20 protein-coding genes are annotated in these 18,990 nt (G+C 62.9%); 7 read left to right on the forward strand and 13 right to left on the reverse strand.

The genetic code is table 11. The annotated features are described in order from the left end of the window. Positions 1-33: 33 nt before the first annotated feature. From AC4P1R_RS20045 to AC4P1R_RS20070, 6 genes are all read right to left on the reverse strand, one after another. Positions 34-846, reverse strand: coding sequence for an IclR family transcriptional regulator (locus AC4P1R_RS20045; RefSeq protein ID WP_069457192.1), 813 nt, complete (start codon positions 844-846; stop codon positions 34-36). 69 nt (positions 847-915) lie between these two features. Then, positions 916-1,299, reverse strand: a complete 384-nt coding sequence (locus tag AC4P1R_RS20050) for a RidA family protein (protein ID WP_151613757.1) — start codon at positions 1,297-1,299, stop codon at positions 916-918. Positions 1,300-1,333: 34 nt separating this feature from the next. Next, a complete protein-coding gene (locus tag AC4P1R_RS20055; protein ID WP_151613758.1) occupies positions 1,334-2,101 on the reverse strand; it encodes an amino acid ABC transporter ATP-binding protein in 768 nt (255 codons plus the stop codon). 7 nt (positions 2,102-2,108) lie between these two features. Then, a complete protein-coding gene (locus AC4P1R_RS20060; protein WP_069457189.1) occupies positions 2,109-2,768 on the reverse strand; it encodes an amino acid ABC transporter permease in 660 nt (219 codons plus the stop codon). A 5-nt stretch (positions 2,769-2,773) separates the two neighbouring features. After that, positions 2,774-3,436, reverse strand: coding sequence for an amino acid ABC transporter permease (locus AC4P1R_RS20065; RefSeq protein ID WP_069457188.1), 663 nt, complete (start codon positions 3,434-3,436; stop codon positions 2,774-2,776). A gap of 72 nt (positions 3,437-3,508) precedes the next feature. Next, complete coding sequence (locus tag AC4P1R_RS20070; RefSeq protein ID WP_069457187.1) at positions 3,509-4,351, reverse strand: transporter substrate-binding protein; 843 nt, start codon at positions 4,349-4,351, stop codon at positions 3,509-3,511. Positions 4,352-4,517: 166 nt separating this feature from the next. Here AC4P1R_RS20070 and AC4P1R_RS20075 point away from each other — a divergent pair, with 166 nt between their 5' ends. The 7 genes from AC4P1R_RS20075 (at position 4,518) to AC4P1R_RS20105 (ending at position 12,195) form a co-directional block, all read left to right on the forward strand. Beyond that, on the forward strand, positions 4,518-5,576 hold the full coding sequence (locus tag AC4P1R_RS20075) for a D-TA family PLP-dependent enzyme (protein WP_151613759.1): 1,059 nt from the start codon (positions 4,518-4,520) through the stop codon (positions 5,574-5,576). Between the two features lie 218 nt (positions 5,577-5,794). Continuing rightward, positions 5,795-6,820 (forward strand): sulfate ABC transporter substrate-binding protein, encoded by a 1,026-nt coding sequence (locus tag AC4P1R_RS20080; protein ID WP_151613760.1) that lies wholly within the window; start codon positions 5,795-5,797, stop codon positions 6,818-6,820. A 6-nt stretch (positions 6,821-6,826) separates the two neighbouring features. Further along, positions 6,827-7,684, forward strand: a complete 858-nt coding sequence (gene cysT, locus AC4P1R_RS20085; RefSeq protein ID WP_034855454.1) for a sulfate ABC transporter permease subunit CysT — start codon at positions 6,827-6,829, stop codon at positions 7,682-7,684. Further along, positions 7,674-8,561, forward strand: coding sequence for a sulfate ABC transporter permease subunit CysW (gene cysW, locus AC4P1R_RS20090; protein ID WP_151613761.1), 888 nt, complete (start codon positions 7,674-7,676; stop codon positions 8,559-8,561). The genes cysT and cysW overlap by 11 nt, the downstream gene beginning before the upstream one ends. A gap of 14 nt (positions 8,562-8,575) precedes the next feature. Then, positions 8,576-9,685, forward strand: a complete 1,110-nt coding sequence (locus AC4P1R_RS20095) for a sulfate/molybdate ABC transporter ATP-binding protein (protein WP_151613762.1) — start codon at positions 8,576-8,578, stop codon at positions 9,683-9,685. A 379-nt stretch (positions 9,686-10,064) separates the two neighbouring features. Further along, on the forward strand, positions 10,065-11,090 hold the full coding sequence (locus tag AC4P1R_RS20100) for a sulfate ABC transporter substrate-binding protein (RefSeq protein ID WP_151613763.1): 1,026 nt from the start codon (positions 10,065-10,067) through the stop codon (positions 11,088-11,090). A gap of 61 nt (positions 11,091-11,151) precedes the next feature. Beyond that, on the forward strand, positions 11,152-12,195 hold the full coding sequence (locus tag AC4P1R_RS20105; protein ID WP_151613764.1) for a sulfate/molybdate ABC transporter ATP-binding protein: 1,044 nt from the start codon (positions 11,152-11,154) through the stop codon (positions 12,193-12,195). Between the two features lie 150 nt (positions 12,196-12,345). Here the strand turns inward: AC4P1R_RS20105 and AC4P1R_RS20110 are convergent, their stop codons facing one another. From AC4P1R_RS20110 to AC4P1R_RS20140, 7 genes are all read right to left on the reverse strand, one after another. After that, positions 12,346-12,855 (reverse strand): RES family NAD+ phosphorylase, encoded by a 510-nt coding sequence (locus tag AC4P1R_RS20110; protein ID WP_151613765.1) that lies wholly within the window; start codon positions 12,853-12,855, stop codon positions 12,346-12,348. After that, positions 12,855-13,226, reverse strand: a complete 372-nt coding sequence (locus AC4P1R_RS20115) for an antitoxin Xre/MbcA/ParS toxin-binding domain-containing protein (protein WP_069457180.1) — start codon at positions 13,224-13,226, stop codon at positions 12,855-12,857. Before AC4P1R_RS20115 ends, AC4P1R_RS20110 begins: the two co-directional genes overlap by 1 nt. A 78-nt stretch (positions 13,227-13,304) precedes the next feature. Then, positions 13,305-14,090, reverse strand: a complete 786-nt coding sequence (locus tag AC4P1R_RS20120) for a crotonase/enoyl-CoA hydratase family protein (RefSeq protein ID WP_151613766.1) — start codon at positions 14,088-14,090, stop codon at positions 13,305-13,307. Further along, entirely contained in the window at positions 14,087-14,956 is an 870-nt protein-coding gene (locus AC4P1R_RS20125; RefSeq protein WP_069457178.1) for a hydroxymethylglutaryl-CoA lyase, read from the reverse strand. The genes AC4P1R_RS20120 and AC4P1R_RS20125 overlap by 4 nt, the downstream gene beginning before the upstream one ends. Continuing rightward, positions 14,956-16,944: an acetyl/propionyl/methylcrotonyl-CoA carboxylase subunit alpha gene (locus AC4P1R_RS20130; protein ID WP_492178526.1), complete on the reverse strand. Its 1,989-nt coding sequence runs from the start codon at positions 16,942-16,944 to the stop codon at positions 14,956-14,958. The genes AC4P1R_RS20125 and AC4P1R_RS20130 overlap by 1 nt, the downstream gene beginning before the upstream one ends. Positions 16,945-16,960: 16 nt before the next feature. Next, positions 16,961-17,344, reverse strand: coding sequence for a RidA family protein (locus AC4P1R_RS20135; protein WP_492178528.1), 384 nt, complete (start codon positions 17,342-17,344; stop codon positions 16,961-16,963). 18 nt (positions 17,345-17,362) lie between these two features. Then, the gene (locus AC4P1R_RS20140) at positions 17,363-18,970 is read right to left on the reverse strand and encodes a carboxyl transferase domain-containing protein (protein ID WP_069457175.1); all 1,608 of its coding nucleotides are present in this window, start codon (positions 18,968-18,970) and stop codon (positions 17,363-17,365) included. Positions 18,971-18,990 lie beyond the last annotated feature (20 nt).

Here is an 18,990-nt window from a genome sequence, read left to right on the forward strand (position 1 = left end):
CACGAGCACTCTCGTGCTCGCAGGATCAATCACTCAGCCTGCTGCCGCGGCCCGGACGAACTCTCCGGAATCATGCCGATGGCCGAGCTTTTCCGAGAGCTCTTTCGCCGCGTCGATCAGGACACGGAGATAGGCATCGCGATTGCGCAAACCGTCCTCCTTGGGGGCGACAAGGCAGAGTGTAGCGATGCAAATTTCGCCCGCATCATAGACCGGCACGGCGAAGCAATGGGTGAAACTGTCTACGATGCTGTTGAAAGTGAAGTAGCCGTTCTTCTTGGCTTCGCGGACTTGCGCGATGAATTCGGCCGGGTCGAGCCGATGCCCGTTCGGCAGCAGGAAATCCTCCTGCGGGATGAAGGCCAGTAGCTCCTCGTCGCTCATATGATCCACGAGCAAGCGGCCAGAAGCAGTCCACGGAATGGCGACCGGTTCGCCGATATTCGTCGAGATGCGGAAGGGCCGGCTGCCCTCGTTCATCAGAACGACGGCATATTTATTGCCTTCCAACTGGCACATCTGCGCGGTTTCGCGCGTCTCTTCGGCAATCCGCGCGAGCAGATGCTCCGACTCGCGGATGAGATCGAACTGCTCGGCATAGGCGGCGCCGAGAAAATAGAGCCTGCGGCCCAGAAACACGCGGCCGTCGTCGCCCCGATATTCGAGCACGCCCTGACGGAGAAGCAGATTGACGAGTTCATAGACCGACGAACGCGGTGCCTCGATCCCCTGGGCGATTTCGTTCGGGCGGAGCGGCTGGCGCTGAAGACGCAGGAAGTCGAGGATCTCGAAGGCCCGGTCGAGCCCCCGTGCCCGGCGATTGATCGTGTCTGCTGCGTCCGTCATCGCACCCTCGGTTTAGATCGGAACGCGACGAGAAGGTCCCATCCCGCTCCGGCCACTTGGAAGATCACTTCATTTAGCCTTGTAGGCCACGCAGTCAACTTCAACCTTGCAGTCGACCATCATGCGCGACTGCACACAGGCGCGTGCCGGCGGGTTCATGCCGAAATATTCGGCGTAGACACCGTTGAAGGTCCAGAAGTCGCGCGGGTCATCGAGCCAGACGCCAACCCGGACCACGTCTTCGATCCCGTAGCCCGCCTCGTGAAGGATGGCGATCATATTCTCGATCGCCTTACGGCTTTCGGCAATGATGCCGCCGCCGATGATCTCGCCGCCCTCCATGGCAACCTGGCCCGAGACATAGAGCCAGCCATTCGCCTCGACGGCGCGCGCAAAGGGCAAGGCCTGCTTGCCCGCACCGGTTTCGCCCGTCCCATAACGCTTGATCGTCACACGTCACTCCACTTCTTGATTTTTCAGCTGAATGTCAATTGAACGCCGAGGATTTCAGGAATTCCGCCAGCCGCTCCGTCTTCGGCTTCACAAACATCTCGCGGGGGTCGCCCTCCTCGCCGATCCGCCCCTGGTTCATGAAGATGACCCGAGACGACACCTCGTAGGCAAAGCGCATCTCGTGCGTGACGATGAGCATGCTCATGCCGTCTTCCGCGAGCCCCTTGATCACCTGCAGCACCTCGTTGACGAGTTCCGGGTCGAGCGCGGATGTCACCTCGTCGAAGAGCATCAGCCTCGGATTCATGGCGATGGCGCGGGCGATTGCGACGCGCTGCTGCTGACCGCCGGAAAGCTGACCGGGGTAATGGTCGATACGGGAGAGGAGCCCCACCCGGTCGAGCCATTTCTCGGCAAGCGCCCTTGCTTCGTCGCGACCCATCTTCTTCACCTTGATCAGCCCCAGCATCACATTTGCCGCGGCGCTCATGTGCGGAAACAGATTGAACTGCTGGAAGGCCATGCCAGTCAGGGCGCGCTGGCGAGCGATCTCGCGCTCCGGCTTGCGACGGCGCACGCCGCCAACCGTCTCGTAGCCGATTTCCGCGCCATCGAGGGTGATGGTGCCACCCTGGAACTCCTCGAGCATGTTGATGCAGCGGAGCATTGTCGTCTTGCCGGAACCGCTCGAGCCGATGATGCTGATCACCTCGCCCTGGCGCATCGTACAATCCACGCCCTTCAGGACCTCGACCGTGCCGTAGCGCTTGTGAAGATCACGGATTTCGAGAAGATTGTTCATCGGGGCCTCACGATGGAACGGCGGTCTTGCGCTCGACGTAGCGGCCGAAGCGCTCGATGCCGTAGTTGATGACGAAATAGAGGAAGCCCGCGAAGAAATAGAATTCGAGGCTCATGAAGGTGCGGGAGATCACTTCCTGCGTGCGCAGCAAGAGCTCGGCCACGCCGATGATCGAAAGCAGCGTCGAAGCCTTGACCATTTCGGCCGCGGTGTTGACCCAGGCCGGCAGCGCCTGGCGCAGCGCCTGCGGTCCCAGCACATAGGCGAAGGTCTGCGGGAAGGTGAGCCCGATCGCCTTCGCGGCCTCGGTCTGGCCCTTCGGGATAGATTGCAGCGCCCCGCGCACCAGTTCGCCGACATGCGAGCTGCAAAAGACCGCAAGCGCCAGAACGCCCGCCTGGAACGGGCCGAGATTGATGCCCACAGTGCCCAGGACGTAGTAGCTCGCAAGTACGAGGACGAGCACCGGCGTGCCGCGGATGAAATCCGTGTAACCGCGGACCAGCCATTTGAGCGGTCTCACGCCATAGGTGAGCGCCAGCCCGACAAAAACGCCCAGCACCGTACCGACGACGATCGACGATAGCGAGATCGAGATCGACACGCCAAGGCCCTTGAGAAGTGGAAACCGCGCCACCCAGAGCTGATCGAGAAAGGAGAAGTCCATTGGCGTCACCTCGGCACGGCGAGCCGCCGCTCGACGGCCCGCATCAGCGCGGCCAGCAGCGAACAGGTTGCGACATAGAGGCAGCTCGCGACGATCCAGGTCTCGATGACCCGGAACGTTTCGACGTTGATCTTGCGCGCCTCGAAGGTGAGTTCCGGAACCGCGATCGCAGCGGCGAGCGAGGTGTCCTTGAAGAGCGAGATCAAGGTGCTGCCGAGCGATGGCAGCACGTTGCGCAGCATCAGGGGGATAATGATCGAGATGCGGATCTGCAACTCAGTCAGTCCGATCGCCAGCCCAGCTTCGCGCTGCCCCGGCGGCACGGCGATGAGACCGCCGCGAAAGACCTCGGCGAGATAGGCGCCGGAATAGATCGCAAGCGTCAATACGAAGCTCTCGATCTTGCCGAGACGGATTCCGAGTTCGGGAAGGGCGAAATAGCTGAAGAGGACGAGGACCAGGATCGGCGTGTTACGGATCATCGTCACGTAGAGGCCGGCCGGCTTTCGCAAGAGAACCCTCTTCGAGACCAGGCCGAAGGCCGTAATCAAGCCGATCGCACACCCGGCGAGGATCGCCAGTGCCGCCAGACCGAGACTGAGTGCAAGCCCTTGCAGGAGAAGGTCGAAGGAGCGCCAGACGGCCGAAAAGTTCAAAGTATAGGTCATGAGCGATAGCCCGATGGGACCGAGCCACTGGCAGTTTCGTCGCTTGACGGGAACTGCCAGTGGTTTCGGGCCTTACTTGAATTCGACCGGGAAGCCGATCTGCGGCGGCGTCAGGTCCTTGCCGAACCAGGTTTTGAAGGACTTGGCATAGAAATCGAACTCGACCCCCGTCATCGCCTCGTGCAGCGCCGTGTTGACGAAGTTCAGCCAGTCCTGGTCGCCGCGTTTCACCCCGCAGGCATAGGTCTGCGGGTTCCAGCCATAGCCGGCATCCTTGTAGCGGTCCGGATTTTGGGTCATGTACCAGGCAAGCGACGATTGGTCCGTGGCCGCGGCATCGGCACGGCCGGATTCGAGCGCCTGATAGATCAGGTCCACGGACTCGTATTGGTCGACGGTCGCCTCGGGGAGTGCGGCGTGAACCATATCCTCCGCATAGACGTTCTGCAGCACCGAAACGGTGACCGAGGAGCCCCCGGCCTTCAGCGCCTCATAATCGGCATATTTGCCGTCGCCCTTCAACATCAGGCCGACACCCTCGCGATAATAGGGAATGGTGAAGGCGATCTGCTGGGCGCGCTCGCCGGTCACCGTCATGAACTGACAGGTGATGTCCACCTTGCCGGTGGTGATGTTGGGGATACGCGCGTCCGATGACTGATTGACGAATTCGATCTTTTCCGGGTCGCCGAAGAGCGCCTTGGCGATGATGCGCCCCATGTCGACGTCGAATCCCTGCAGTTTGTCTTCTGCGCTCTTGAAGTGCCACGGCGCGTTCGTGCTGCCGGTGCCGAGTATTAGATGGCCCCGCGACAGCACCTCGTCGAGCTTGCTGGAGGGTTGCTGTGCAGCGGCCGGCATGGCTGCCAATGCCGTGACGGCAAAGCTCGCCGCCATAGTCAACGTCTTGATCATCGGTGATCTCCCCTTTTTTTGTTCCCGGTATCTGTGTATTCCAATATACCGGACACTAGTCCCGAATATCGGATTGACCTATCAAAGGCCTCGGTTCATAACTTGTCAAGCGGGCTCGGCGAGATTCGCCGTTTTCGCTTTCGATCATCGGAGGAACGGAGGCCGCATGACCCTGCCGATCGAGACGCCCGCCGTGCTCGTCGATCTCGACGTTGCCCGGCGCAATATCCGGGCTTTCCAGGCCTATGCCGACAGGCACGGGATCCGCGTGCGACCGCACATAAAGACGCACAAGCTGCCGCAGATGGCCGAGTTGCAGCTGGACGCGGGAGCGGTTGGAATTACCTGCCAGAAGGTGAGCGAGGCGGAGGCGATGGTCGACGGCAGCCCCCGCATCCAAGATGTGCTGATCACCTACAATATTCTCGGGGCAGAAAAGCTGGCGCGGCTCGAAAGCCTGAACGCGCGCGTGACCCTCAGCGTGGTCGGCGACAATCAGACCGTCCTCGATGCCCTGTCGGCCCATTTCGCCCGCACGGAAAAGCCGCTCACAGTGCTTGTGGAATGCAACACCGGTGCGGATCGCTGCGGCGTGGCGACGCCTGCCGAGGCCGCTCACCTTGCCCGCCGTATCGCCGACGCTCCCGGATTGCGCTTCGGCGGCCTGATGACCTATCCGCCGGCCGGCGCCGCGGCACAGGTGCAGTCTTTCATGAGCGAGGCAAAGCGGTTGATCGAGGCCGACGGGCTGGTGGTTGCGAGCATTACATCGGGCGGCACTCCAGGCATGATGCGGGCGGCGGAGGCGCCCGTCGCCACGGAATACCGGCCAGGCACCTACATTTACAACGACCGCTCGCTTGTTGCCCGCGGCGTGGCAACGTGGGAGGATTGCGCCCTTACCGTGCTTGCGACCGTCGTCTCCGTGCCGGCGCAGGACAGGGCGATTATCGACGCCGGCAGCAAAGTGCTGACCTCCGACCTGCTAGGCCTCACCGGCTACGGCCATGTGCTCGGCCGAGACGACATTTGCATCGATCAGCTTTCCGAGGAGCACGGCCGGCTGGTCTCGGATGGTGCGATTGGCCTTGAGGTCGGCGAGCAGGTCCGGATCGTCCCGAACCACGCCTGTGTCGTGACCAATATGGTGGATACCATTCATGTCCTTAAAGGCGGCGCACCGAAAACGAAATGGACAGTCGTCGCGCGAGGGCACGTGCTCTGAAGCGCTGACCCGCCCGCCCGCGTCGGCACTCCTCTATTTGCCTGTGCTGTGGCATATTGCGGTGTGACCCAACAGCAGAGGATCAGGCGGGCACGAAATTCCCCAAAATCCTGCAAAGACGACAGGACATTTCGCGAATGATAGTTCCAGCATCATAGGTTTGCGTTGCAGTAGTCGACTAAATTGATAGTTTTATTCGGCAAAGGATGGAGGTCGGGATGAGCTCGAATAAACTTGCCGGAATGCTGAAATTAGCGCTCGTGGTTGGAAGCCTGCAACTTGGCTCGATCGGCCTCGCTCAGGCGGACACGACGATCCTCAACGTCTCCTATGATCCCACGCGGGAACTCTACAAGGACATCAACGCCGCCTTCGCCGAGAAATGGGCGGCCGATACTGGGGAGACGGTGATGATCCAGACCTCCCATGGCGGTTCGGGAAAGCAGGCCCGCTCAGTCATCGACGGCTTGGCGGCGGATGTCGTGACGCTTGCGCTGGAAGCCGATATCGACGCGATCGCCGCGGCAACCGGCAAGATCCCCGCCGATTGGAAAAGCCGCCTCGCGAACAACAGCGCACCCTACACCTCGACGATCGTCTTCCTTGTCCGCAAGGGCAATCCTAAGGGCATCAAGGATTGGGGCGATCTCATCCGCGACGATATCCAGGTGATCACGCCCAATCCCAAGACCTCGGGCGGTGCCCGTTGGAACTTCCTCGCCGCCTGGGCCTGGGCACGCGCTGCGAACAATGGCGATGAGGCAAAGGCGCAGGCATATGTAAGCGAACTCTTCAAGCATGTTCCGGTTCTCGATACCGGCGCGCGCGGGGCAACGACCACCTTCGTCCAGCGTGGCCTCGGCGACGTATTGCTCGCCTGGGAAAATGAGGCCTATCTTTCGCTTGACGAACTCGGCCCCGACAATTTCGACATCGTCACGCCATCGATTTCGATCAAGGCCGAGCCGCCGGTGGCGCTCGTCGACGGCAATGTCGACAGCAAGGGCACGCGTAAGGTCGCCGAAGCCTATCTCGATTATCTCTACAGCGACGCCGGGCAAAAGATCGTGGCCAAGCACTACTATCGCCCCTTCAAGCCGGAAGCCGCCGATCCCGAGGACGCTGCGCGCTTCCCCGAGGTGAAGCTCGTCACCATCGCCGATTTCGGCGGATGGAAGGAAGCGCAACCGAAATTCTTCGCCGATGGCGGGATTTTCGACCAAATCTACAAGCCGGGACGATAAGATCCGATGGCCTCTCGCACACGCATGCGATGGCGGTTTCGGCAGCCGAGCGTCATTCCGGGGTTCGGATTGGCGCTCGGCGTCACACTGACATGGCTCACCCTCATCGTTCTTATTCCGATTGCCGGTCTTCTTTGGCGCTCGAGCGGCCTCGGTTGGTCGAAGTTCATCGCGCTGACACTTGACGAACGTACTGTCAACGCGCTGACGATCAGCTTCGGCACCGCGTTCATCGCGGCGATCGTCAACCTCGTCTTCGGCGTCGTCCTCGCCTGGGTTCTGGTGCGCTACCGCTTCCCCGGCAAGCGCGTGATCGACGCCATGGTCGATCTACCCTTCGCGCTGCCGACCGCCGTCGCCGGCATTGCGCTCACGACCCTTTATGCGCCGAACGGCTGGATCGGCGCGGTCCTCGAACCACTCGGCATCAAGATCGCCTTCACCCCGGCCGGCATCATCGTCGCCCTCGTCTTCGTCGGCCTGCCCTTCGTCGTCCGCACGGTGCAGCCAATCATGGAGGAAATCGACAAGGAGGTCGAGGAAGCGGCCGCGACCCTCGGCGCCAACCGCTTCCAGACGATCAGCCGCGTGCTGCTGCCGGGCCTGTTGCCGGCCGGCTTGACAGGCTTCGCGCTCGCCTTCGCCCGCGGCGTCGGCGAATATGGTTCGGTCATCTTTATTGCCGGCAACCTGCCCTATGTATCGGAGATCGCCCCGCTGCTGATCGTGATCCGGCTCGAGGAATTCAACTATCCGGCGGCGACCGCGATCGCCGCGGTGATGCTGCTCCTCTCTTTCATCATGCTGCTGGTCATCAACATGATCCAGGCCTGGAGCAGACGGAGATATGGCCATGGTTCATGATTTCAGCCCGGCACCGGCCACGGCACCCTCCCTGCTCGTCGGCGCGGCAACGTCGGAGAGCCGGCTCGCCCGCTCGGTGCTGATCACGCTCGCACTCGGCTTCGTCGCCCTCTTCCTGCTGCTGCCGCTCGCCACCGTCTTCATCGAGGCGTTCCGCAAGGGGCCGGCGGAGTTCTTCGCAGCACTTGCCGATCCGGAGACCATCTCCGCCGTCTTCCTGACGCTGACTGTCGCCGGCATCGCCGTTCCGCTCAATCTCGCGTTCGGCGTGGCGGCCGCCTGGGCAATCGCCAAGTTCGAGTTCAAGGGCAAGGCCTTCCTGACGACGCTGATCGACCTGCCATTCTCCGTGTCGCCGGTCATTTCCGGTCTGGTTTTCGTGCTGCTTTTCGGCGCCAACAGCGTGCTCGGGCCCTTTCTCCAGAGCTTCGGCCTTCAGATCCTCTTCGCCGTTCCGGGACTGGTGCTCGCCACTGTCTTCGTCACCTTCCCCTTCGTCGCGCGCGAGTTGATCCCGCTGATGCAGGAACAGGGCACGAGCGACGAGGAGGCGGCGCTGTCACTCGGCGCCAGCGGCTGGCAGACCTTCTGGCATGTAACGCTGCCCAACATCAAATGGGGCCTGCTTTACGGCGTGCTGCTCTGCAACGCCCGGGCCATGGGCGAGTTCGGCGCCGTCTCCGTCGTTTCCGGCCACATTCGCGGCCAGACGAACACGATGCCGTTGCAGGTCGAGATCCTCTACAACGAATACAACTTCGTCGCCGCGTTTGCGGTCGCAGCACTCCTTGCGCTTCTGGCGCTGGTGACGCTCGTCCTGAAGACGGCGCTTGAACTTCGCTACAGCGACGAGATCGCTGCCAGCCGCAGGCATTGAAAGGTCCATAAGGCATGGAAGTCCGCGTCCAGAACATACGCAAGGAATTCGGCCGCTATCCCGCGCTCGAAGACGTCTCGCTCGACATCCGTACCGGCGAATTGATCGCGCTGCTTGGCCCCTCCGGCTCCGGCAAGACGACGCTGCTGCGGCTGATTGCCGGGCTCGAGAGCCCCACCGACGGCGTGATCTTATTCGGAAACGAGGACGCGTCGAAGAAAAGCGTGCAGGAGCGCAATATCGGTTTCGTCTTCCAGCACTACGCGCTGTTCCGGCACATGACGGTGCTCGAAAACGTCTCCTTCGGGCTAAAGGTCCGACCCGCCAGCAGGCGGCCGCCGGCCGCCGAGATTCGCCGCCGCGCGCTCGAGCTTTTGGACCTCGTGCAGCTATCGAGCCTTGAAAAACGCTATCCGGCCCAGCTTTCCGGCGGCCAGCGCCAGCGCGTGGCGCTCGCCCGCGCCATGGCGGTGGAGCCCAATGTGCTTTTGCTCGACGAGCCTTTCGGCGCGCTCGACGCGCAGGTCCGCAAGGAACTCCGCAAGTGGCTGCGCGACATCCACGACCGTACCGGCCACACGACCGTCTTTGTCACCCATGACCAGGAGGAGGCACTGGAGCTTGCCGACCGCGTCGTGGTGATGAGCAAGGGTGCGATCGAGCAGGTGGGGACACCCGACGAGATCTACGATCACCCGATCTCGCCCTTCGTCTATGGCTTCATCGGTCAGTCGAATTGCCTCGATGTCACGCTTCAAAGCGGCGAGATCTGGTTCGAGGACCGGTCGATCGGCCTGCGTGCGGCGAACGAACCGGACGGACCGGCAACCCTCTATTTCCGCCCGCACGACGTCGAACTGATCGACGGTTGCGGTGGCTGCCTCGCCGGACTCGTTACCGCCAGCCGGCGCGTGGCGGGCACACGGCACCTGGAACTGGACCTCGGCCGGACCCAGCCTCCGGTCGAGATCGAGTTGCCGCCGGAGCGCGCCTCTTCGACCGACCACACCCGCATCGCCTTCCGGCCGACGAAATGGCAGCTCTACCGCACTGAGTGCGATTTGGCTGTCGCGCCGATGCCGGCGGAACCAGCACAGGTAGAACGCGCACAAACCGGGACGTAACAGGATATTCAACGGTTCGCTTAGTACTACAGTTGTAAATGACCTCGCTTTCTGTAGTGGGCGAGCATAGCCTGAGCCTGATGGTTTCGTCGCCAGAGAGACCCGGCGAGAATGAAAGCCCGTTTTGCGGGCTTTCACATGATCAGTGCAAGTGAATTTCGCATGAAGCCGTCCGCCAGTCGACTGGCCCGGAAAGAAATCATGATTTCTTGACGTGGTCGCCTGCAGCGGAAGCACCTGAGCATGACCAATCGCATACTTTTGTAGGCAGCCGATCGTGAACTTGGCAAAGAAGCGCTCATTTCCTCGCCGATATCTTAAGGCTATCCGGCTGGTATTCGAAGAGTGTAGTTTCTTCTGGCCGAGGTTGGAGGTCGATATGGAAGCGGATAGACTTGCCCCGGTGGTGAGCCGAGCTCTTGTGATTGGAATCCTGCAGTTCGGCTCTATCGGCCTCGCTCACGCCGATACGACGATCCTGAACGTGTCCTATGACTCGACGCGGAAACTCTACAAAGAATTCAATGCCGCCTTCGCTGAAAAATGGGAGGCGGATACAGCCAAGGCGGTGACGATCCGGACCTCCCATGGGGGCTCGGGCAAGCAGGCGCGCTCCGTCATCGACGGGCTGCCGGCGGACGTGGTGACGCTGGCGCTCGAGGCCGATATCGATGCGATCGCCGCGGCGACCGGCAAGATCCCAGCCGATTGGAGAACCCGCCTCGAAAACAACAGCGCCCCGTACACCTCGACGATCGTCTTCCTCGTCCGCAAGGATAATCCGAAAGGTATCAAGGACTGGGGCGACCTCGTCCGTGACGATATCCAGGTGATCACGCCCAATCCGAAGACATCGGGCGGCGCCCGCTGGAACTTCCTCGCCGCCTGGGCCTGGGCGCGCGCGGAAAATAACGGCGACGATGCCAAAGCGCAGGAATATGTGGCGCAATTGTTCGAGCACGTACTCGTTCTCAACACCGGCGCCTGGGGGGCGATGACCACATTCGTCCAACGCGGATTTGGGGATGTGCTGCTTGCCTGGGAGAACGAGGCCTACCTCTCCCTCGAGGAACTCGGCCCGGACAAGTTTGAGATCGTCACGCCATCGATTTCGATCAAGGCGGAGCCGCCGGTGGCGCTGGTCGACGGCAATGTCGACCGCAAGGGCACGCGCAAGGTGGCGGAAGCCTATCTCAACTACCTCTACAGCGATGTCGGACAGAAGCTTGCGGCCAAGCATTATTACCGGCCGTTCAAGCCGGAATTCGCCGACCCCAAGGACACCGCGCGCTTCGCCGATCTCAAACTGGTCACCATTGACGAATTCGGCGGTTGGACGGAAGCTCAGCGGAAGTTCTTCGCCGACGGCGGGGTTTTCGACCAGATCTACAAGCCGGGGCGGTAAGATTGCATGGCCCTTGGCAGCCGAGCGTTTGAGCCGCAGGCATTGAAAGGTCCAGAGATCCATGGAAGTCCGCGTCCAGAGCTTACGCAAGGAATTCGACCGCTTCCCGGCGCTTGTCGACGTTTCCCTGGATATCCGCTCCGGTGAGTTGATCGCGCTGCTTGGCCCCTCCGGCTCCGGGAAGACGACGTTGCTCAGGCTCATTGCCGGTCTCGAAAGCCCGACCGAGGGCACGATCTTCTTCGGCGCCGAGGACGCATCGAAGAAAACCGTGCAGGAACGCAACATCGGTTTCGTCTTCCAGCACTATGCGCTTTTCCGGCACATGACGGTGCTCGACAACGTCTGCTTCGGCTTGAAGGTGCAGTCCGCCGCCCGCCGCCCGCCGCCCGCCGAGATCCGCCGCCGGGCGCTCGACCTTTTGGAACTGGTGCAACTCTCCGGACTAGAAAAGCGCTATCCGGCCCAGCTTTCCGGTGGCCAGCGCCAGCGGGTCGCGCTTGCTCGCGCCATGGCGGTGGAACCGAGCGTGCTGCTGCTCGACGAGCCCTTCGGCGCGCTCGACGCGCAGGTGCGTAAGGAACTGCGCAAGTGGCTCCGGGAAATCCATGACCGCACCGGTTATACGACCGTCTTCGTCACCCATGACCAGGAGGAAGCGCTCGAGCTTGCCGACCGCTTGGCCGTGATGAATAAGGGCGCGATCGAGCAGGTCGGCACGCCCGACGAGATCTACGACCACCCAATTTCTCCCTTCGTCTACGGCTTCATCGGCCAGTCGAACTGCCTGGAGGTGACGCTTGCGAGCGGTGAGATCTGGTTCGAGGACCGCCCGATCGGTCTGCGCGCCGCAAACGAACCGAGCGGGCCGGCAACCCTCTATTTCCGCCCCCACGACGCCGAGCTCATCGAGGGCTCCAGCGGCTGCCTCGCCGGCCGCGTCACAGCGAGCCGGCGCGTCGCGGGCACGCGCCACTTGGAACTCGATCTCGGCAAGACGCAGCCTTCGATCGAGATTGAGTTGCCGCCCGAGCGCGCGTCCTCGGCCGACCGCAGCCGTATCGCGTTCCGCCCCACTAAGTGGAGGCTGTTTCGCAGTGAGTAGCCGAACTCTATCATTGAGCGTGAGCGATCGGAGGCTGAGCTCCAGGGCCGGCAAGAATTTCCCGGATGTTCTTGGAAGAGTATCTCGACACCGGCGCCCGGGCGGCAACGACCACCTTCGTGCGGCGCTGCCTTGGTCGTCACGCAGGCACTAAATCCACGACGCCGGCGACTTTGGCAGCCGGCCCTCGGGATCGACGACGTCGAGCCTCGGTCCATTCTTGCCATTCCAGCGCCAGAGCGCGGCACAGGTGCCGCCGGGCGACATGAAGGACGGGTAGATCACGCCGTGAAACCCGCGGGCGAGGAGGTTCGCGTGCACGGTGTGCGTCTGCGGCGCCACTCCGCGGTCGAGTTCCTCGCGCCATTCGCAGCGGTGAATGGCCTCCTCAAGGTCAAGCTCGGCGAGCACGCCGGCGTCGGTAAGGTCTGCAAGCTTCGCGTCACGCAGTTCCAGCTTCACGATAAGTGCCGGATGCTGGACGAAACCCTGATTGTATTCCGCCCAGGCGGTGGAAAGCTCGCGCGCCGCATAGATGGTCGGCGTGCCGATCGGATTCCATCGGCCGCCGAATCGGGCGGCACCCTCACCGGAAAGCGGCATATGCGCCCAGCGCGGCACGAAGGCGCGCCAGAGCTCCGTCGGCTCGGCTGGCGTCATCAGGAATAGACGCCGGCGCGCACGGACTCGAGATAGGCAAGCACCTTGTCGGCCTTGCCTTCGCCCACCAGGTCATGGGCCGTCTTCCCGGCCCAGCCCGGGATCGGCTGATGCTTGAACCAGATGACGGCACGGGTCTCGTCCCCCGCCATTTCCGATGCCATTGCAAGGATGCGCACGACCTGGCTCAGCGCGCTGTCGACCTTCCGCACCCCGGACTTGGCGGTCAAGGTGTTGCGGGCGACGCCGATCAGCTTGGCGAGTTCCGCGAGCGTCACGCCCAGCCGGTCGGCAACCAGGCGGGCCGACAGATACGGCGAGTGGTCCTCTCCGAAGCGCGCAGCGGTAATGTCGAAATCGACAGCGATCATGACCAATCTCGATCCTGTTTTGATCAGCTTGATGTTAAAATAGGATCAAATTCTGATTAGTTCAAGCGCAAGCAGAGCTCAAGCGCGCCAGGACGGCTCACGGCGCTCGAAAAAGGCCGATACCCCTTCCCGCGCTTCGTCCGTCTCCCAGGTATCGGCGAGTCGCTCGATCGTCGCGGCAATGATAGCATCGGTGATGGGAGCACCTAGCGATCGCGCCAACCGCTTCGCCCGCCCGGCTGCTGCGGGAGCGGCGGCAAGATAGGTTAGGGTTTCGGCTTCGATCGTGGCGTCCAACTGGGCGGCATCGACAACCGCCGTCACCAGCCCTGCGGTCGTCGCCTCTTGCGCTTCGAAAAGCCGCCCGGACATGAACAGTGGCCGGGCTCTTCCCTCGCCGATCCGGGCAACGACATAAGGACTGATTGTGGCTGGGATCAAACCGAGCCGCGTTTCCGTCAGGCCGAACTTCACCCCCTTCGCCGCAATGACGGCGTCGCAGACGCTCATCAGCCCGACGCCGCCGCCGAAGCTATTGCCGTGCACGCGCGCGACCAGCGGTTTCGGCAGTTCATTCAGCGCCTTGAGCATCATCGCCAGCCGCGTCGCTTCGGCGATCCGCGTCTGCCGATCAGCGGCAAACTGCTCGCGCATCCATTCGAGATCGCCCCCGGCGCAGAAACTCTTCCCTTCGGCATCGAGCACGACCGCGCGCACTGCCGCATCGGCAGAGAGCCTGACGGCTGCGTCGGTGAGTTCGCCGATCATCACCGCGGAAAGGGCATTGTGCTTTTCGGGGCGGGCAAGCGTCAGCCGGGCGATACCGCGATCCTCGACGACAAGTCGAATCGTGTCATAGGTCATGCGGCACCTAACAAGGACCGGGCGAAGGCTGCGGCGTGATCGAGCTTCTCCCCATCAAGACCCGTCGAATATCCTTTTGTCAGCAGGAAGGCGTTCACCGCGAGCGAGTCGACATTGCCCGCCGCCCCTGGAGCATAGGGGCAGCCGCCGAGGCCGGCCACGGAGGCGTCGAACACCCTCAGCCCGTGATCGAGGGCAGCGGCGATATTGTCGAGCGCCCGACCGGACGTATCATGAAAATGGCCCGCGAGCTTGCTCGCGGCAATCTCGCCGAGCACTGCCGCGAGCATCGCATCGACGGCTTTCGGCGTGCCGCGTCCGATCGTGTCGCCGAGGCTGATCTCATAGCAGCCGAGGTCAGCCATAAGCCGCGCGACGCGCAAAACCGCCGTCGGCGCGATGGCGCCCTCATAGGGACACTCGATGACGCAACTCACATAGCCGCGGAGCGGAATTCGACGGTGATGGGCCGCCTCCGCGACCGGACGAAATCGCTCGATGCTCTCGGCGATCGAGCAATTTATGTTCTTCTGCGAAAAGGTTTCCGAGGCGGAGGCGAAGATCGCCACCTCGTCGGCACCAGCGGCAATTGCCGCCTCGAACCCCTGCATGTTGGGCGTCAATGCGGCGTAGCGCGTGCCCAGCCGCCGTCTTATGCCCGATAGGACGGCCGGCGCGTCGGCCATCTGCGGCACCCAGCGCGGGCTGACGAAGCTCGTCACTTCTATTCGTTCGTAGCCGCAATCGGAAAGGAGATCGACGAGCCTGATCTTGTCGGCCGTGTCGACCAGACGCGGCTCGTTCTGAAGCCCGTCGCGGGGCGCCACCTCGACGATCGTGACATGTCCTGCCCGCTGCGAGGTCATTACTCAGCCGCCTCCTCTTGTAGCGTCACGAGCACCGTACCTTCGCTGACCTGCGCTCCCTCGGCCACGAGCACGCTCGCGACAGTTCCCTCGCGCGCAGCCGAAAGGGTCAATTCCATTTTCATCGCCTCCATGACGACGAGCGCTTGGCCCTTGGCCACAGCCTCCCCCGCCCCGACCCGGACCAGCTTGATCAGTCCCGGCATCGGCGCGATGAGTTCGTCGTCGGCGATTTCTCCGCCGTGTCCGCCAGCGAAATGGTCCGGCAACTGGAACGTCAGGTTGCGGCCGTCGACAAACAGGGTCAATGTCTCGCCTTGGCGAACGAAGCGCAGCGCCCGCCGCCGGCCCGATACCTCGACACTGGCGCCATCCTCGAAACGCTCCAGCACTAGCACGGGAAAGGTGCTCGTACCCGCATGAACCGCGAACTGATCACGCCCGCGCGCCTTCAGCGTCACGACCGAGTGCCCGCCCGCATGGTCGATCATGACGGTCCGGTCCGCGTCGCCCCAGATCTGCCAATGGCCGAGCGATAGCCACGGATCGTTGGCGGTGATCGGCCGGAGCACATCGGTCGAAACGATCGCCGCCAATGCCAGTTCCTCGTCGTCCGGGGCGACCGGTGCCGTGAGTCGTTCGATTTCGCGGTCGATCAGTCCCGTGTCCGGCCTCCCAGAGCGGAATTCATGCTCCTCCGTCAGCCGGATGAGAAAGTCGAGATTGGTCGCCGTCCCGCCGATGCGGCTTTCCTTGAGTGCGGTCTGCAGACGCGCGAGGGCCGCCGCTCGATTGCCGCCATGGACGATCAGCTTGGCGACCAAAGGATCGTAATAGGGAGTGATCGCATCGCCCTGCCGTACGCCGGAGTCGATCCGCACGCCTTCGTCCGGAAAGCTCAGGTGCTTCAGTTCACCCGTTGCCGGCAGGAAGCCCCTGGCGGGATCTTCCGCATAGATTCGTGCCTCGAAGGCCCAGCCATCGACGCCGATATCCGCCTGTCTTCGCGGTAGCGGTTCGCCGGCAGCGACGCGCAATTGCCATTCGACGAGGTCGAGCCCGGTAACTGCCTCCGTCACCGGGTGCTCCACCTGCAAGCGTGTGTTCATCTCCATGAAATAGAACCGGTCCGGCCATAGCCCGTTCGTCACATCGGCAATGAATTCGACCGTGCCAGCCCCGACATAGCCGATCGCCTGCGCCGCTCTGACCGCGGCGTCGCCCATGGCGCGGCGCACCTCCGCCGTCATGCCCGGCGCCGGAGCCTCCTCAATCACTTTCTGGTGACGGCGTTGCAGCGAGCAGTCGCGCTCGAAGAGGTGAACGATATTTCCTTGGCGGTCGCCGAACACCTGCACCTCGATGTGGCGCGGCCGCGTCAGGTATTTCTCGATCAAGACCGCATCGTCGCCGAAGGCGGCCTTCGCTTCGCGCCGCGCCGATTCGAGCGCCTCGATGAAATCCTCCATCCGCTCGACGCGCCGCATACCCTTGCCGCCACCGCCGGCTCGTGCCTTGATCAGCACCGGGTAGCCGATTTCCGCCGCCTGCCCTGCGAGGAAGTCCGCCTCTTGTGCATCGCCATGATAGCCCGGCACGACCGGAACGCCGGCGCGCTCCATCAGGGCCTTGGCCGCGTCCTTGAGACCCATGGCGCGGATCGCAGGCGCGGGCGGGCCGATGAAGATCATGCCGGCAGCCTCGACGGCTTCGGCAAAGTCGGCATTTTCCGAAAGGAAGCCGTAGCCTGGATGAATGGCGTCCGCCTCAACGCTTTTCGCCGCCGCAATGATCCGCTGGATCGAGAGATAGCTGTCGGCGGCGGGTGCCGGCCCGATCCGTATCGCTTCATCCGCCAGTGCCGCATGCATCGCCCCGTCGTCGGCATCGGAATAGACGGCAACGGTGCGCATGCCGAGGCGATGAGCAGTTCTGATGATGCGGCAGGCAATCTCACCGCGATTGGCAATCAGGAGCTTCGAAACCATGCGTCTCTCTTCCGCTTCACTGCGCCGCCACCACTTCGACCTCGAGCAGCCAGGCCGAATCGAAAATACCGGTGACCACGACCGTCATCGCCGGCGCCAGGGTGCCGAGATACTCGTTGCGGATCTCCCGGTTCTCGACGGTGTGCTGCCTGTCGGCGAGATAGGTCGTCACCTTCACGACATCGGTCTTGGGCATGCCAGCGGCCTTCAACTGCGCATCAACGTTGAGCCACACCTGGCGCGCCTGGGCGTCAAACCCCTCCGGCACGGCATCGTCCGATGTCATCGGGATCTGGCCGCTGACAAAGAGCAGCCGGCGGAAGTTCTCGATGCTGACCGCCTGCGAATAGCCGCCGCGAGGCTGCGGCGCATTCATGGCATTGATATTGTCCCGTTTCATCCCCGACCCTTCCATAACCTACATTCTGAACAAGCCGAAACGCGTCTCCTCGATCGGCGCATTCAGCGCCGCCGAGAGCGACAGGGCCAGAACCTCGCGGCTCTTGCGCGGATCGATGACGCCATCGTCCCAAAGACGCGCCGAGGCATAAAGCGGATGGCTTTGGCGTTCAAAAAGATCGAGAACGGGTTTGCGGAAACGTGCTTCCTCCTCGTCGCTCCAAGGGGTGCCGGCCCGACGCAACGCTTCGCCGCGCACGGTCGAGAGTACTCCCGCCGCCTGTTCGCCGCCCATGACGGAGATGCGGCTGTTCGGCCAGGTCCAGAGGAAGCGCGGCGAAAAGGCCCGGCCGCACATGCCGTAATTGCCGGCCCCGAACGAGCCGCCGACGAGCATGGTGATCTTCGGCACCTTGACGGTCGCGACGGCCGTCACCAGCTTGGCCCCGTGCTTGGCGATGCCCTCGGTCTCGTACTTGCGCCCGACCATGAAGCCGGTGATGTTCTGCAGGAAGACGAGCGGAATGCGGCGCTGCCCGCAGAGTTCCACGAAATGCGCGCCTTTCAGTGCCGATTCGGAGAACAGGACGCCGTTATTGGCGATGATGCCGACCGGCATGCCGTGGACATGGGCGAAACCGCAGACGAGCGTGGTTCCGAAACGCCCCTTGAACTCGTCGAAGCGCGAACCGTCCACGATACGGGCGATAACCTCGCGAATCTCATAGGGCGTCCTCACATCGGCGGGGACGATACCGGCGATTTCGCCCGGATCGTAGAGCGGCGGCTCAGGCGCGCGCAGTTCCACCGTCCAGGGCTTTTCGCGGTTCAATGCGGAAATGACGCGGCGCGCAAGCGCCAGCGCATGCGCGTCGTCGCGGGCGAGGTGATCGGCAACGCCGGAGAGACGCGTATGCACATCGGCACCGCCAAGATCCTCGGCTGAGACAATCTCTCCCGTTGCTGCGCGCACAAGCGGCGGACCAGCGAGAAAGATCGTGCCCTGCCCCTCGACGATGATCGTCTCGTCCGACATGGCCGGCACGTAAGCGCCCCCGGCCGTGCAGGAGCCCATCACCACTGCGACCTGGGGAATGCCGGCCGCAGACATGTTCGCCTGGTTGTAGAATATCCGGCCGAAGTGATCGCGATCGGGAAAGACCTCGTCCTGGTTCGGCAGGTTGGCACCGCCGGAATCGACGAGATACACGCAAGGGAGACGGTTCTCGGCCGCGATCTCCTGCGCCCTCAAATGCTTTTTCACCGTCATCGGATAATAGGTGCCGCCTTTGACGGTCGGATCGTTGCAGACGACCATGCATTCGCGGCCGGAGATACGGCCGATGCCGGAGATCAGCCCGGCACCGGGTGCGTCGCCGTTATACATGCCGTGCGCGGCGGTCGCGCCGATCTCGAGAAAGGGCGTCGCAGGGTCGATCAGCGATGCAATCCGGTCCCGCGGCAGGATCTTGCCTCGGCTGACATGGCGTTCGCGCGCCGCCTCCCCGCCCCCGGCAGCGGCGAGCCGCACCGCCTCCTCGACGGTCGAGATCGCCTCCGCCATGGCGGCGCGATTTGCCCTGAACACATCCGAGGATGGCGAGATTTGCGATCGCAATATTGTCATGGTCCCCCCAGACCTATCCT

The sequence above is a fragment of the Sinorhizobium sp. Y406 genome, assembly GCF_058732025.1.

Bases quoted from the DNA above. Each gene is read 5' to 3' on its own strand.
- AC4P1R_RS20045 (WP_069457192.1), bottom strand. From the start codon at position 846: ATGACGGACGCAGCAGACACGATCAATCGCCGGGCACGGGGGCTCGAC.
- AC4P1R_RS20055 (WP_151613758.1), bottom strand. From the start codon at position 2,101: ATGAACAATCTTCTCGAAATCCGTGATCTTCACAAGCGCTACGGCACG.
- AC4P1R_RS20060 (WP_069457189.1), bottom strand. From the start codon at position 2,768: ATGGACTTCTCCTTTCTCGATCAGCTCTGGGTGGCGCGGTTTCCACTT.
- AC4P1R_RS20065 (WP_069457188.1), bottom strand. From the start codon at position 3,436: ATGACCTATACTTTGAACTTTTCGGCCGTCTGGCGCTCCTTCGACCTT.
- AC4P1R_RS20070 (WP_069457187.1), bottom strand. From the start codon at position 4,351: ATGATCAAGACGTTGACTATGGCGGCGAGCTTTGCCGTCACGGCATTG.
- AC4P1R_RS20075 (WP_151613759.1), top strand. From the start codon at position 4,518: ATGACCCTGCCGATCGAGACGCCCGCCGTGCTCGTCGATCTCGACGTT.
- AC4P1R_RS20080 (WP_151613760.1), top strand. From the start codon at position 5,795: ATGAGCTCGAATAAACTTGCCGGAATGCTGAAATTAGCGCTCGTGGTT.
- cysT (WP_034855454.1), top strand. From the start codon at position 6,827: ATGGCCTCTCGCACACGCATGCGATGGCGGTTTCGGCAGCCGAGCGTC.
- cysW (WP_151613761.1), top strand. From the start codon at position 7,674: ATGGTTCATGATTTCAGCCCGGCACCGGCCACGGCACCCTCCCTGCTC.
- AC4P1R_RS20095 (WP_151613762.1), top strand. From the start codon at position 8,576: ATGGAAGTCCGCGTCCAGAACATACGCAAGGAATTCGGCCGCTATCCC.
- AC4P1R_RS20100 (WP_151613763.1), top strand. From the start codon at position 10,065: ATGGAAGCGGATAGACTTGCCCCGGTGGTGAGCCGAGCTCTTGTGATT.
- AC4P1R_RS20105 (WP_151613764.1), top strand. From the start codon at position 11,152: ATGGAAGTCCGCGTCCAGAGCTTACGCAAGGAATTCGACCGCTTCCCG.
- AC4P1R_RS20110 (WP_151613765.1), bottom strand. From the start codon at position 12,855: ATGACGCCAGCCGAGCCGACGGAGCTCTGGCGCGCCTTCGTGCCGCGC.
- AC4P1R_RS20115 (WP_069457180.1), bottom strand. From the start codon at position 13,226: ATGATCGCTGTCGATTTCGACATTACCGCTGCGCGCTTCGGAGAGGAC.
- AC4P1R_RS20120 (WP_151613766.1), bottom strand. From the start codon at position 14,090: ATGACCTATGACACGATTCGACTTGTCGTCGAGGATCGCGGTATCGCC.
- AC4P1R_RS20125 (WP_069457178.1), bottom strand. From the start codon at position 14,956: ATGACCTCGCAGCGGGCAGGACATGTCACGATCGTCGAGGTGGCGCCC.
- AC4P1R_RS20130 (WP_492178526.1), bottom strand. From the start codon at position 16,944: ATGGTTTCGAAGCTCCTGATTGCCAATCGCGGTGAGATTGCCTGCCGC.
- AC4P1R_RS20135 (WP_492178528.1), bottom strand. From the start codon at position 17,344: ATGAAACGGGACAATATCAATGCCATGAATGCGCCGCAGCCTCGCGGC.
- AC4P1R_RS20140 (WP_069457175.1), bottom strand. From the start codon at position 18,970: ATGACAATATTGCGATCGCAAATCTCGCCATCCTCGGATGTGTTCAGG.